Raw genomic sequence first — 13,643 nt, 5'->3', positions numbered from 1 at the left:
ACGTAGTCCTGCCCGCTTTTGTAGGAGCGAATTTATTCGCGAAATGGCCAAGCACGGAGCTGGCCTGAGCCTTCCCTCACCCCAACCCTCTCCCAGAGGGAGAGGGGGCTGTCCGTGCCGGCGATCAGTCTGCGCGCAATCCTGTGGGGGCGATTTCAATCGCTAAGCAGGACGCAGTCCTGCCCGCCTTTGTGGGAGCGAATTTATTCGCGAAATGGCCAGGTGCGGAGCTGGCCTGAGTCTTCCCTCACCCGAACGCGGCCCGCCCCTGCCCCTCTCCCTGAAGAGGAGAGGGGTGACTCGCGCCGGAGAGGTCAGAACAAACCTGATGCCGCCAGCGGTCTGAAATTTGGATCGGAGGCGCGTCTCAAGGCGCCTTCTTCTGCCCCTGCAAAAAATCCTGCACCAGGTTCGAACGGTCGAACGACCTGGCCGGCTGCACCGGCGGGTACTCGGCCAAGGTCTTCAGGTGTGCGCCGATCAGCTCGCCCATCGGCCCGGAAATCCAGGACGATTTCTGGATCATGTGGCCGTAGGAGTCCTTGCTGTCGTAGCTCTCGAACGGGTCGCTGCGCAGGTTGAACATCAGCGGCGCGAAGCGTGGCACGACTTGGGCGTAGTAGTCCTCCTTGGTGGAGAAGTGCAGCTTCCACGGCCCCATGCGCACAGCGGTCAGTTTGCTTTCGATGTAGTACAGCAGGCTGTTGCGCTTGCTCTCCGGCGATTTGCCGGTCCAGTAGTCGCGGTTGTCGATGCCGTCGATGTACTGCCTCTTCTCCTGCTTCATCCGCTCGACGACGTCCGGCACACCGGCTGCGGCCGCGAAGCTGGTGAACATGTCCTGGTGCGCCTGGATGCCGTTGAGGATCTGCCCCGGTTTCACCACGCCCGGCCAGCGCAGCATCGACGGAACGCGTACGCCACCCTCGTAGGTGGTCATCTTCTCGCCACGGAAGGGCGTCGTTGCGCCGTGGGGCCAGGAGGAGTGTTCCGGGCCGTTGTCGGTGGAGTACCAGACGATGGTGTTGTCCTCCAGGCCGTTCGCCTTGAGGAAGGCGAGCACCTGGCCGATGTCGTGGTCGTGCTGGAGCATGCCGCTGCCCTGAGTGTCGTCCTCGTGGGTGTACTTCGCGGCGGCGTGGCGCCACTGGTCGTTGAGGTGGGTGTACAGGTGCATGCGGCTGGTGTTGAGCCAGACGAAGAAGGGTTTGTCGTCCTTCTGTGCCTTGCGCATGAAATCCAGTGCCATGGGAATCACTTCGGCGCCGTCGAAGTCTTCCATGCGCTTCATCGTCAGCGGCCCGGTGTCTTCGATGGTCTGCTTGCCGACCAGCCCGAAACGCGGGTCCACCGTCGGGTCGTTCTTGTCGCTGGCGAAGGTATGCAGCACGCCTCGGGTCTGGAACTTCTTCGCGAACGCCTCCGGGCCGCCCGGGTAGTCCTTGGCGAAGTTCTGGTAGTCGGTGTACTCGTGCTGTTCCTCGGTGTTGAGGTGGTACAGGTTACCGAAGAACTCGTCGAAACCATGCACGGTCGGCAGGTTCGGATTGTTGTCGCCCAGGTGGTTCTTGCCGAACTGGCCGGTGCGGTAGCCGGCACCTTTCAGCACTTCGGCGAGGCTGGGCGAGGCGGCCTGCAGGCCAAGCTTGTCGCCTGGCTGGCCCACCGTGGTCATGCCCGAGCGGATCGGGTATTGGCCGGTGATGAAGGCCGCGCGGCCGGCGGTGCAGGAGGGCTGGCCGTAGTGATCGGTGAAGCGGATGCCCTGCATGCCGATGCTGTCGATGCTCGGCGTGGTGTAGCCCATGGTGCCCATGCCGTAGGCGCTGACGTTTTGCCAGCCGATGTCGTCGCCCCAGATCACCAGGATGTTGGGTTTGTCCGTCCTGGCCTGCGCCAGGGGCACGGCGAGCAGGGCGCAGGCCAGGCCTGCCAGGGCCAGGCGCTTGATGCGTTGGATCATGAATTCATCTCCTCTAGGTTGAGCCTGATGACCGGGGCGAGTGCTTCAGCCGCGTAGCGCCGCGACCAGTCCTGCGCGCAGTTCGGGGTGGCCGGCGTACGGATCGGGTGGGTTGCGCTGGTCGACCATCGCCTCGAAGCGCTCGCGCACCGATCCCATCGCTTGGGGATGCGAGTAAATGTAGAAACGCCGCTGGCGAATCGCCTCGAAAGTCAGCTCGGCGATCTGTTCGGCGCTGATTCTGGCGGAGCCGGTGGCTTTCTGGTTCTGGGCCAGGGCAATCGCCTGCGAACGCGTCGGGGCAGCGGAATTGGCCAGTTCACCCGGCCGGTTCCGGGCGGACTGGCTGATACCGGTCGGCACGAAGTAGGGGCACAGTACCGAGCAATGCACCTGCTCGGAAACCAGCGCGAGATCGTGGTAGAGCGTTTCGCTGAGTGACACCACCGCGTGCTTGGACAGGTTGTAGGCGCCCAGGGTCGGTGCGTTGAGCAGCCCCGCCATCGAGGCGGTGTTGATGATGTGCCCCTCGTAGTCCGGGTCGGCCGAGGCGGCTTCGAGCATGATCGGCGTGAAGATCCGCACGCCGTGGATCACGCTGCGCACATTCACGCCCAGCACCCAGTCCCAGTCCTTCTCGCTGCTTTCCCACACCAGCCCGCCCGTGAGCACGCCGGCATTGTTGAACAGCAGGTGCACGGCGCCGAACTCGGCCAACGCCGCATCGGCCAGGGCCTGCACCTGTTCGGCCTGCGAGACGTCGGTGCGCAGGCCGATCACCTGGACGCCGCGCGCTCGCAGTTCGTTCACCACGGCCTCGAGCGCCTCAGCCTGGATATCGGCCAACACCAACTTCATGCCAAGCCCCGCAGCCCTTTCGGCAAAGGCCTTGCCGAAACCCGAGGCCGCGCCGGTGATCACCGCCACGCGATGCTGGAAGTGCTTCATGACGCCACCGCGATGCGTTCAAGGGCATGACGCAGGTCAGCCGGCAGCGGCAGCGGGCGGCGCGTCACCCGGTCGACGTAGACGTGCAGGAAGTGGCCCTGGGCGGATGCCACCTCGTTGTCGTTGGCGAACAGACCGACTTCGTAGCGCACGCTGGAATTGCCCAGGTGCGCCACCCGCAGGCCGGCGCGCACGATGTCGGGGAAGGCGATGGACGAGAAGTAGCTGCAGCCGGTTTCCACCACCAGGCCCACTGTCGGGCTCTCGGCGAAATCCAGCACTTTCTGTTCCAGCAGCCAGGCGTTCACCACAGTGTCGAACCAGCTGTAGTAGACGACGTTGTTGACGTGGGCGTAGACGTCGTTGTCCATCCAGCGCGTGGTGATGTCGCGGAAGTAGCGATAGGCACTGCGGGTTTCTGCAATGGGTTTGCCCATGGCTCAGGCCTCCTGCTTCATGCGGCGCACGCGGATGTCCGCCTGCTCCTTGTGGCCGGACATGTGCTCGTAGCCACAGAGGCGCGAGCAGTATTCGCCCACCAGCACGCTCGCTTCATCGGTCAGCACGCGCTGGTAGGTGTGGGTCTTGATGAACTTGCCGACCCACAGCCCGCCCGTGTAACGACCCGCGCCCATGGTGGGCAGCGTGTGGTTGGTGCCGATCACCTTGTCGCCGTAGCTGACGTTGGTGCGATGGCCGAGGAACAGGGCGCCGTAGCAGGTCATGCGGTCGTGGTACCAGCTCGGGTCCTTCGTCATCACCTGGACGTGCTCGGAGCACAGGCGCTCGGCCACTTCCAGGGCTTCTTCGTCGCTGTCGCACAGGTGGATTTCGCCGAAATCGCGCCAGGCGGCGCTGGCGACCGGTGCGGTGTCCAGGCGGGCCAGCACGCGCTCGATGGCAGCCGGCAGTTCCTCGGCAATCGTCCGGCTGGTGGTCACGCAGTAGGCGGGGGAGGTGGGGCCGTGCTCGGCCTGGCCCAGCAGGTCCACGGCCACGAGTTCGGCGTCCACCGTGTCGTCGCAGATCACCATGGTTTCGGTGGGGCCGGCGAACAGGTCGATGCCGACACGGCCGAACAGCTGCCGCTTGGCCTCGGCCACGTAGGCATTGCCCGGGCCGACGATCATGTCTACGCCCTTGATGCTCTCGGTGCCGATGGCCATCGCCGCCACCGCCTGGACGCCGCCGAGGCAGTAGATTTCATCGGCGCCAGCGAGGTGCATGGCCGCCACGATCTCGGGGCAGGGCTTGCCTTCAAAGGGCGGTGCACTGGCGATCACGCGCTTGACGCCGGCCACCTTGGCGGTGAGCACGCTCATGTGCGCGCTGGCGATCAGCGGGTACTTGCCGCCGGGGATGTAGCAGCCCACCGAGTTGACCGGAATGTTGCGATGGCCGAGCACCACGCCCGGCAGTGTTTCCACCTCGACGTCGTGCATGGAGTCCTTCTGGATCTGCGCGAAGCGGCGGATCTGTGCCTGGGCGAAGCGGATATCGTCGAGGGTCTGCTGCGGCAGGCTGGCCATGCAGGCATCGATCTGCTCCTGGCTGAGACGGAAGCTTGCCGGTGCCCACTGGTCGAACTTCGCCGAGTACTCGCGCACAGCGGCGTCGCCGCGCTGCTCGATGTCAGTGAGGATGCCTTCGACGGTGCTACGCACCTGGGCCTGGTTGCTGGCCTTGGCCTGGGCTGACTGGCCTTTCTTGAGTTGTTGGATCATGGGGACTTCCTATGGACTCCAGGGGATGCCGCTTCACGCGGCTTGAAGAATGGGCTCCTTCGGCCGGGCGGCCGTGAGCACGATGAATGCGGCCAGCAGGTACAGGCTCATCACGAAGTACAGGCTGTAGGTGGTTCCGCCACTGGCGGTATTGAGCGCGCTGGTGACCGAGGGGCTGATCGCACCACCGAGGTTGCCGATGCTGCTGACGAGGGCGATGCCAACCGCCACCGATGCGCGGGGCAGATACTCGGAGGTCAGGGCGAAGAACACCGGTGTTACCGCCGCAATGCCGAGCACGGCCAGGCAAAGGCCAGCGAGCGAAAGCCCGAGCTGGCCCTGGGCCAGGGCGATGGTCGCCAGGCCGCTGATGGCCATCAGTGCCCCGGAGGCGAAATGCCAGCGGCGTTCGCGGCGGCGGTCCGAGCTGCGGCTGAGCACGATCACCCCGGCTGCCGCGAACAGTTGCGGAAGCGTGGCGTAGAGGCCGATCTCCAACATGTCGGAAACGCCCCAGCTCTTGATCAGAGTCGGGGTCCAGAAGGCGATCGTGTAGGTCCCCGCCACCATCAGCACATAGACCAGCGCCAGTGCCCAGACCCTGGCGTCGCCCAGCAGGTCGCGCATCGATGCGTGGCTGGCCGTGGCCAGCGTCTGGCCCTCGGCCTCGAATTGCTGTTGCAGCCGGTTCTTTTCCTCGGCAGTCAGCCAACCGGCCTGCGCGGGGTGATCCACCAGGCAGAACCAGGCCAGCAGGCCCAGCAGCGGAGCGGGAAGCCCCTGTACCAGGAACAGCCACTGCCAGCCGTGCCAGCTGTTCAGGCCGTCGAAGTACTTCATGATGGCGCCCGACAGCGGCCCGGCGATCAGGCTGCCAACGATGGCGCCGAGCATGAAGATGGCGATCATCCGCGCGCGTCGTGCCGGTGGGTACCAGTAGGTGAGGTAGAGCAGCGCACCGGGGGTGAAGCCGGCCTCGAAGACGCCCAGCAGGAAGCGCAGCACGTAGAACTGGGTCGGCGTCTGCACGAACATCATCGACATGGCGACGATGCCCCAGCAGACCATGATGCGCAGCAGCGTATTGCGCACGCCGATCTTCTCCAGCATCAGGTTGCTCGGTACTTCGAACAGCAGGTAGCCGATGAAGAAGATGCCCGCACCCAGGGCATAAACGGCATCGCTGAAGGCCAGCGTTTCCTTCATCTGCAACTGCGCGTAGCCGACGTTGATGCGATCGAGGAAGGCCACCACGTAGGCCGTGAGCAGCAGCGGCATGATGCGCCAGCTGATCTTTCGATACATCGCGCAGTCATTCGCAGATTCTGTAGGTGTCATGCCTGTCTCCTGGTTGTCGTTGTTGTTGTGATTGGCGTGCAGGGCCCGGCCTAGGCCGTGGAGCGCAGTACCAGTCGCCCCGGCAGCTCGTGCAGTGCATCGGCGACGTTGCCGCCCGGGCGACCCTCGTCGAGCAGGCGAATGGCGCAATCGATCATTTCGCTGAGCGGCTGGCGCACTGTGGTCAGGTCGTACTCCGGGTAGGCGGCGGCGCGGATGTCGTCGAAGCCGATCACGGCCACGTCCTCGGGCACGCGCAGGCTGGTGTTCATGCGCAGGTAGCTGAGGACGCCAAGGGCCATCTGGTCGTTGGCGCAGAACACCGCGTCGATGGCGGGCTGGCCGGCTACGAACAGCTGCGCCGCCGCCTCGCGTGCGCCTTCGTAGCTGTATCCGCCTTGCACGCAGGCGACCAGGCGCTGGCCGTGCGCGGCCAGGCCGCGCTCGAAGCCGAGCAGGCGGTCGGCGCTGGTGGAGATGTCCGGGTTGCCGGAGACGAATGCGCAGGCTCGGCGCTTACTGCTCATCAGGTAGTCGGCGACCGCCGTGCCCATGCGCTGGTTGTCGCAGCACACCGACCAGACCGTCGGGTCCTCGATGCGGCGGTTCATGAACACCACCGGTACACCCTGGCGGCCGCACAGATCCGACATATGCGAAGACAACCGCGCTGCGGTCACCACGATGGCGTCGACCTGGTACTGCAGCAGCTGCGGCATCAGTTCGTCCGCGTCGCCACCCGGTGGCACCACGAACAGCAGGAGTTGCCGGCCGCTTTGCCGCAGCCGCAGGGAGAACTCTTCCAGTGCCGCGGGATAGAAGGGGTTGGTCATGTCGCCCATCACCAGCGCGACGATGCCGGTGCGCCGCCGGTTCAGTGACCGCGCAATGGCATTGGGCCGATACCCCAGCTCATCGGCCATGGTGAGGATGCGCTGACGCAGCTCGGCCGATATCCGCGATTGCGGGTCGAAGGCGCGGGTGACGGAGGAGGTGGCCACCCCGATGCGGTTCGCCAAGTCCCTGGCCGTGATTCGGCCGCCTGCCGCAACGGCACCCTGGACGGGGGACTCTGGAGGTGAAGGATTGCGCGCCATCGGCTTGCCTCAGCTGTTGTGCAATCGTGTGCACGTGTGGGCTGAATGCTGCCTGCGCGGGTTGAGAGCAGACCCTCCCTAATGGAGGGGGGAGGTTGATTCAGGGGAGATTCGGAGCCGTGGGCAGGTCACGCGGGCGGGATTTTCGTAGGGTGCGCTGCGCGCACCGACTGTGTCGCAGGTTTCCTCGGAGCCACCTTGGACCGCCGACCCGGTGCGCATGGCGCACCCTACGGGAGCACAAAAGCGGGCAGGACTGCGTCCTGCTTGGCGAATGAATTCGCCCCTACAGGATTGCGCCAAAGGCGGGCCGAGAGTCACCCCTCGCCCTCTGGGAGAGGGGCGGGGGTGAGGGTGATTTCAAGCCGGCTCGGTGCCTAGTCATTTCGCGAATGAATTCGCTCCCACGAGAGCGGGCAGGACTGCGTCCTGCTTGGCGAATGAATTCGCCCCTACAGGATTGTGCGGGAGAGGGGCCGGGGGAGAGGGCTGCATCGGGTTGGCCTACAAACTCCCCACCAGTTGCCCGCCGTCCACCGCCAACACCGCGCCGGACATATAGGCACCGGCTTCACTGGCCAACAACAGGAAGGGCCCGTCCAGCTCTTCCAGCCTGCCGAGCCGACGCATGGGCACCGCCTCGCGGATGTAGGCCTGGCCTTTCTCGCTGTCGAAGTAGGCGTCGTTCATTTCGGTCTTGAAGTAGCCCGGGGCAATGGCATTGACCCGAATCCCATAGCGCGCCAGTTCCAGCGCCAGGGACTTGGTCAGCTGGACGACACCGGCCTTGGCCGCGCAATAGTGGCTGTAGCCCGTACCGACCCGCAGGCCGAGCATGGAGGCGATGTTGACGATGCTCCCCGGTCGCTCGGCGCGGGCCAGGCGCTGTGCCGCGCACTGGGCGACGCGCCAGACGCCGTCGAGGTTGGTCGCGAGCATGGCGCGCCAGTCTTCTTCGCTGATGTCCAGGACGCGCTGGCCATTGCCGATGCCGGCGTTGTTTAGCACCACGTCCACCGGCCCGAAGGCCAGTTCGGCGGCGTCGAAGGCGGCTTCTACGCTGGCGCGGTCGGTGACGTCCATGGCCACCGGCAGCGCCTGGCCGCCGTCGCGGCGGATGGCATTGGCCAGCTCTTGCAGGCGCTCCACGCGACGTGCCGCCAGGACCACCCGCGCACCGGCACGGCCGGCGACGCGAGCAAGGTGGGCGCCGATACCGCTGGAGGCGCCCGTGACCAGCACGGTGCGGCTGGCCAGGGAGAAGGGGGCGAAGACACTCATCAGAACACCTCGAACAGGCCGGCGGCGCCCATGCCGCCGCCCACGCACATGGTGATCACGACGTACTTCACGCCACGGCGTTTGCCTTCCAGCAGGGCGTGGCCGACCATCCGCGCGCCGCTCATGCCGTAGGGGTGGCCAATGGCGATGGCGCCGCCATTGACGTTGTAGCGCGCGTTGTCGATGCCCAGCGTGTCGCGGCAGTAGATCGCCTGGCAGGCGAAGGCTTCGTTGAGTTCCCACAGGCCGATGTCGTCGACCTTCAGGCCGTGCTGCTTGAGCAGACGGGGCACGGCCAGTACCGGGCCGATGCCCATCTCTTCCGGTGCCAGGCCCACGACGGCCATGCCGCGATACGCGCCCAGGGGTTCCAGGTTGCGTTGTTCGGCCAAGCGGCCGTCCATCAGCACGCAGGCGCTGGCGCCGTCGGACAGCTGGCTAGCGTTGCCGGCAGTGATGCGGCCGCCGGCTATAACCGGCTTGAGGCGGGCCAGGTCGTCGAGAACGGTCTGCGGACGATTGCCTTCGTCCTGGGCGAGGGTCACTTCGTCGAAGCTGATGGCGCCGCTGGCCTTGTCGACCACCTGGCGGGTGACGGTCACCGGGACGATTTCGCCCTCGAACAGGCCGGCACCCTGGGCCGCCGCCGTGCGCTGCTGGGATTGCAGGGAGTAGGCGTCCTGCTCCTCGCGGCTGATGCCGTAGCGCTCAGCCACCAGTTCGGCGGTCTGCAGCATGGGCATGTAGGCATGGGGCACATGGTTGATGACCTGGGTGTCGTGGTACTCGCCCACCCATTCCATGTGGCGGTTCTGCACCAGGCTGATGTGCTCCTGGCCAGCCCCGATGGTTACGGCCATGCCGTCGACCACGATCTGTTTGGCGGCGGTGGCGATGGCCATCAGGCCCGAGGCGCACTGGCGGTCCAGGGTCTGGCCGCCGACGGAAATCGGCAGGCCGGCCGCCAGCACGCTCATGCGGCCGAGGTTCCAGCCAGCGGTGCCAGCGGGCATGCCGGTGCCCATCACCAGGTCTTCGATTTCCGCTGCTTCGATACCGGCGCGCTCGACGGCGGCGCGGATGGCGAAGGACGCCATGGTCGGCGCAGTGGTGGCGTTGAAGGCACCGCGAAACGCCTTGGCGATGGGTGTGCGCGCGGTGGAAAGGATGACAGCTTCTTTCATATTCGGATTCCTTGAAGAGCGAATGGGCCGGGGGCTTCCCCGGCCACATGGAGTCAGAGCGGTTCGATACGTTGCTTGCCTGCGGCGACCAGTCGCTCCAGCAGCGGCGCGGGCTGGAACCACATCTCGCCGTACTCGCCCAGGGCCTGGCGGAAGTGCTCGATGCCGGCCAGGACCTTGTCCAGGCCGAGCTGCTCGGCGTAGTGCATGGGGCCGCCGAGGTGGGCCGGGAAGCCGTAGCCGTTGATCCACACCAGGTCGATATCGCTGGCGCGCAAGGCGATGCCTTCGTCCAGCAACTGGATGCCTTCGTTGATCAGCATGAACAGGCAGCGGTCGTGGATTTCCTGGTCGCTGATGGGGCGACGAGGGACGTGCAGTTCACCGGCAAGGCGTTCGGCCAGCGCCACGACTTCGTAGTCTTCCTGGCGATTGCGGCCTTCGTAGGCGTAGAAGCCGCGACCAGTCTTCTGGCCGTAGCGGCCCAGGGCATAGAGCTCGTCGCCAAGACGGCAGTAGCTGTCGTCATGGGCGAAGGCGGCGCGGTTGGCGTCGCGTACCAGGAAGTTCACGTCGACGCCGGCGAGGTCGAGCATGCTGAACACGCCCATGTTCAGGTCGAGTCCGGTCAGCACGCCGTCCACCTGGGCCGGGGTTGCGCCTTCCAGTACCAGGCGATGGGCTTCGCGGGCGTAGGGTTCGAGCATGCGATTGCCGATGAAACCGAAGCAGACGCCGGAGACCACCGGCATCTTGCCGATGGTGCGGCCCATCTTCAGCGTGGTGGCCAGCACGTCTGGCGCGGTTTCGCGCCCACGCACCACCTCCAGCAGGCGCATGACGTTGGCCGGACTGAAGAAGTGCAGGCCGATCACATCCTGCGGACGGGAGGTCACCGCGGCGATCTGGTCGACATCCAGGGACGAGGTGTTGGTGGCGAGGATGGCGCCGGGCTTGCACACCCGGTCCAGGGTGCGGAAGACCTCCTGCTTGATCTCCATCTTCTCGAACACCGCCTCGATCACCAGGTCGACGTCGGCCAGGTCGGCGTAATCGAGTGTGCCGGTGAGCAGGGCCATGCGTTGTTCAAGCTTGGCCTCGGTCAACTTGCCGCGCTTGACGCTGATCTCGTAGTTCTTGCGGATCTGCGTGAGCCCGCGATCCAGGGCCTCGCCCTGGCGCTCCAGCATGATCACCGGGATGCCGACATTGGCGAAGTTCATGGCGATACCGCCGCCCATGGTACCGGCGCCGATCACCGCGACCTTGCGGATCGGGCGGAGCAGGGTGTCGCTATCGATGCCGGGAATCCGACCGGCCTCTCGCTCGGCGAAGAACACATGGCGCAGGGCCTCGGACTGGACCGAGGCTTCGGCCTGCTTGAACAGCGCCACTTCACGGGCCAGGCCTTCTTCCAGCGGCAGCAGGCAGGCGGCTTCTACCGCCGACAGCACCAGGCGCGGCGCCAGGCGGCTCTTCCAGCGCGGCTCGTTGTCCTGGCGGAAGCGGGCGAGGAAGTCTTCGGGCAGTCCCGCGGCTGGTGCAGGGAAGGGCTCGGCAGGCCGCGCGGGTGCCTGCTTGGTGATCAGCTCGCGGGCGTAGGCGCGGGCCTCGTCGAGCAAGGTTTCGGCGCTGGCCGACTGCCTGTCGAGGATGCCCAGGTTGCGGGCGCTTTCAGCGCCGACCGGGGCGCCTGAAAGCATCATGTCGAGGGCCGCCTCGGCACCGATCAGCCGTGGCAGGCGCTGGGTGCCGCCGGCGCCGGGGAGCAGGCCGAGGTTGATTTCCGGCAGGCCGACGCGGGTGGCTGGTTCGCCGATGCGGTAGCCGCAAGCCAGGGCCAGTTCCAGGCCGCCGCCGAGGGCGAGCTTGCCGATGGCGGCGATCAGCGGCTTGTCCAGGCGGGTCAGGCGCAGGAGCAGGGAAGGCAGGTCGGGCGCGGCGAAGGACGCATCGCTGCCGAACTCGCTGATGTCGGCGCCGGCGCTGAACAGGCCGTTGGCGCCATGCAGGACCAGCGCCTTGACGGACGGGTCGGCCGCCGCGCGCTCGCACGCTTCGAGAACGGCCGCGCGCAGGGGCTGGCCAAGGGCGTTGACCGGCGGGCGGGCGAGGCCGATCAGGGCCAGGTTGTCTTCAACCTGATAGGTGACCAGGGCGTTCATGGTGGCTCCTTGTAGTGGGTTGGAGGTCGGAGGACGGATCAGAACCACTGGTCCTGCATGTCGAAGCTGCTGCGATTGCCGGCGGCCAGCAGGCGCGCCTGCGCATCGATGGAGGCCAGCTCCCAGTCCATGAAGTAACGCGCCGCCTGCAGCTTGCCGAGGTAGAAGTCCGCCTCGCTGCCGGTGGCGCCGGCATCGAGGGCACGGCTGGCGACCAGCGCCATGCGCAGCCACAGCCAGCCCACCAGCACGCGGCCGAACAGGTCGAGGTAGACGGTGGCATTGGCCAGGCCCAGGTTGGCGTCGGCGGCGACCTGGTCCAGCAGGCTTTCAGTGACTTCCTGGAGGCGATCCAGCGAGCCAGCCAGGAGGTAGGCGAGCGGGGCGCAACGGTCGTCGCGCCCGGCGTCCTTCAGGGTGTCGCGCACGCGTTCCAGGAACAGGCGGTAGCCGGCACCCCGGTTCTGTTGCAGCTTGCGGCCCAGCAGGTCGAGGCCGTGGATGCCTTCGGTGCCTTCGTGGATGGGGTTCAGGCGGTTGTCGCGGTAGTACTGCTCGAGCGGGTATTCGCGGATGTAGCCCGATCCGCCGAGCACCTGGATGCCGATGTCCGAGGCCATCACGCCGTACCTGGACGGGTAGGACTTGACCATGGGAATGAGCAGGTCCAGCAGTTCCCCGGCTTCGCGCCGCTGGGTTTCTTCGGGGGCGGTGTGGGCATCCTCGAACAGGCTGCTGGCGTACAGGCACAAGGCGAGGCTGCCTTCGGCATAGACCTTCTGTTGCAAGAGCATGCGGCGCACATCGGCATGCTCGACGATCCGTACCTGCGGCGTCAGCGGGTCCTTGGCGCCCGGCAGGCGGCCCTGAGGCCGTTCGCGGGCGTAGTCCAGGGCGTGGATGAAGCTCTGGTAGGCCAGTGCCGAGGCGCCGAGGGCCACGCCGATGCGCGCCTCGTTCATCATCTGGAACATGTACGACAGGCCCTTGTGGGCCTCGCCCACCAGGTAGCCGACGGCGCCGTCCTTCTCACCGAAGCTGAGTACGGTGGAGGTGGTATTGCGGTGGCCGTGCTTGTGCAGCAGGCCGGCCAGGGCCACGTCGTTACGCGCGCCCAGGCTGCCGTCCTCGTTGACCAGGAACTTCGGCACGAGGAACAGCGAAATGCCACGGGTGCCCGCCGGTGCACCTTCGATGCGGGCCAGCACCATGTGCACGATGTTGTCGGTCAGCGAGTGGTCGCCGCCGGAGATGAACATCTTCTGGCCGTGGATACGGAAGGTGCCATCGTCGCTCGGACGAGCAGTGGTGCGCAGGTCGCCAAGGGCGGAACCCTGGCCTGGCTCGGTCAGGGCCATGGTGCCGCTGAAGCGGCCATCGAGCATGGGCGGCAGGAAGCGTTCGCGCAGCGCATCGGCGGTGAAGCTCTTGACCAGGTTGGCGGCGCCGATGGTCAGGAAGGAGTAAGCCACCGTGGCGATGTTGGCGGCGTTGAAGTAGGCCATGCTGGCCCGCAGGATGACCTCGGGCAGCTGCAGGCCACCGTCTTCGGCATCGTGGTGGGCGGCGAGGAAGCCGGCCTGGGCGAAGGCGTCCCAGGCGGCCTTGGTTTCCGGAACCAGGGTCACCCGTTCGCCGTCGAAAGTCGGCTCGTTGGCGTCGGCCTTCTGGTTGTGCGGGGCAAAGTATTCGGCGGCGACGCCGCGTGCGGTTTCCAGCGTGGCGTCGAATACGGCGCGATCGTGCTCGGCGTAGCGGGGACGCTGCAGCAAGGCCTCGGTATCGAGCAGCTCGTAGAGCTGGAAGCTCAGTTCGCGTTCGTTCAGGAGCGAATCGGTCATCTCGTTCTCTTGTACTGGTTGGCCGGCGGGCGGCCAGGGGAGTGGGCTTTGCCAGTAGAGCGAAATGCCGACGAGACCGCCCCCACCCTTATGGAGTGGGCG

Annotated in this window: 10 protein-coding genes; all 10 read right to left on the bottom strand. The window is 66.3% G+C overall.

Annotated features, from left to right (window positions below; translation table 11 throughout):
• Positions 1-367: 367 nt before the first annotated feature.
• A complete protein-coding gene (locus E8E91_RS22335) occupies positions 368-1,963 on the bottom strand; it encodes an arylsulfatase (RefSeq protein ID WP_280378905.1) in 1,596 nt (531 codons plus the stop codon).
• A gap of 45 nt (positions 1,964-2,008) precedes the next feature.
• On the bottom strand, positions 2,009-2,911 hold the full coding sequence (locus E8E91_RS22330; protein WP_280378904.1) for an SDR family oxidoreductase: 903 nt from the start codon (positions 2,909-2,911) through the stop codon (positions 2,009-2,011).
• Positions 2,908-3,348, bottom strand: a complete 441-nt coding sequence (locus tag E8E91_RS22325; protein WP_280378903.1) for a thioesterase family protein — start codon at positions 3,346-3,348, stop codon at positions 2,908-2,910. Before E8E91_RS22325 ends, E8E91_RS22330 begins: the two co-directional genes overlap by 4 nt.
• 3 nt (positions 3,349-3,351) lie before the next feature.
• Positions 3,352-4,635 (bottom strand): histidinol dehydrogenase, encoded by a 1,284-nt coding sequence (gene hisD, locus E8E91_RS22320; RefSeq protein WP_280378902.1) that lies wholly within the window; start codon positions 4,633-4,635, stop codon positions 3,352-3,354.
• A gap of 33 nt (positions 4,636-4,668) precedes the next feature.
• Entirely contained in the window at positions 4,669-5,940 is a 1,272-nt protein-coding gene (locus E8E91_RS22315; protein ID WP_280378901.1) for an MFS transporter, read from the bottom strand.
• Between the two features lie 83 nt (positions 5,941-6,023).
• A complete protein-coding gene (locus E8E91_RS22310; protein WP_280378900.1) occupies positions 6,024-6,992 on the bottom strand; it encodes a LacI family DNA-binding transcriptional regulator in 969 nt (322 codons plus the stop codon).
• A gap of 582 nt (positions 6,993-7,574) precedes the next feature.
• Positions 7,575-8,351, bottom strand: coding sequence for an SDR family NAD(P)-dependent oxidoreductase (locus E8E91_RS22305; protein ID WP_280378899.1), 777 nt, complete (start codon positions 8,349-8,351; stop codon positions 7,575-7,577).
• On the bottom strand, positions 8,351-9,535 hold the full coding sequence (locus E8E91_RS22300; protein WP_280378898.1) for an acetyl-CoA C-acyltransferase: 1,185 nt from the start codon (positions 9,533-9,535) through the stop codon (positions 8,351-8,353). Before E8E91_RS22300 ends, E8E91_RS22305 begins: the two co-directional genes overlap by 1 nt.
• Positions 9,536-9,588: 53 nt before the next feature.
• Positions 9,589-11,700, bottom strand: coding sequence for a 3-hydroxyacyl-CoA dehydrogenase NAD-binding domain-containing protein (locus E8E91_RS22295; protein ID WP_280378897.1), 2,112 nt, complete (start codon positions 11,698-11,700; stop codon positions 9,589-9,591).
• A gap of 38 nt (positions 11,701-11,738) precedes the next feature.
• Positions 11,739-13,541 (bottom strand): acyl-CoA dehydrogenase, encoded by a 1,803-nt coding sequence (locus tag E8E91_RS22290; RefSeq protein WP_280378896.1) that lies wholly within the window; start codon positions 13,539-13,541, stop codon positions 11,739-11,741.
• Positions 13,542-13,643 lie beyond the last annotated feature (102 nt).

Source organism: Pseudomonas sp. BN515 (assembly GCF_029873155.1).
Taxonomy (GTDB): domain Bacteria; phylum Pseudomonadota; class Gammaproteobacteria; order Pseudomonadales; family Pseudomonadaceae; genus Metapseudomonas.
This window is presented reverse-complemented; position numbering and strand designations above follow the sequence as displayed.

Excerpts from the sequence above, each read along its gene's own strand:
- E8E91_RS22325 (WP_280378903.1), bottom strand. The coding sequence starts at position 3,348 with ATGGGCAAACCCATTGCAGAAACCCGCAGTGCCTATCGCTACTTCCGC.
- E8E91_RS22315 (WP_280378901.1), bottom strand. The coding sequence starts at position 5,940 with ATGTATCGAAAGATCAGCTGGCGCATCATGCCGCTGCTGCTCACGGCC.
- E8E91_RS22290 (WP_280378896.1), bottom strand. The coding sequence starts at position 13,541 with ATGACCGATTCGCTCCTGAACGAACGCGAACTGAGCTTCCAGCTCTAC.
- E8E91_RS22305 (WP_280378899.1), bottom strand. The coding sequence starts at position 8,351 with ATGAGTGTCTTCGCCCCCTTCTCCCTGGCCAGCCGCACCGTGCTGGTC.
- hisD (WP_280378902.1), bottom strand. The coding sequence starts at position 4,635 with ATGATCCAACAACTCAAGAAAGGCCAGTCAGCCCAGGCCAAGGCCAGC.
- E8E91_RS22330 (WP_280378904.1), bottom strand. The coding sequence starts at position 2,911 with ATGAAGCACTTCCAGCATCGCGTGGCGGTGATCACCGGCGCGGCCTCG.
- E8E91_RS22300 (WP_280378898.1), bottom strand. The coding sequence starts at position 9,535 with ATGAAAGAAGCTGTCATCCTTTCCACCGCGCGCACACCCATCGCCAAG.
- E8E91_RS22335 (WP_280378905.1), bottom strand. The coding sequence starts at position 1,963 with ATGATCCAACGCATCAAGCGCCTGGCCCTGGCAGGCCTGGCCTGCGCC.
- E8E91_RS22295 (WP_280378897.1), bottom strand. The coding sequence starts at position 11,700 with ATGAACGCCCTGGTCACCTATCAGGTTGAAGACAACCTGGCCCTGATC.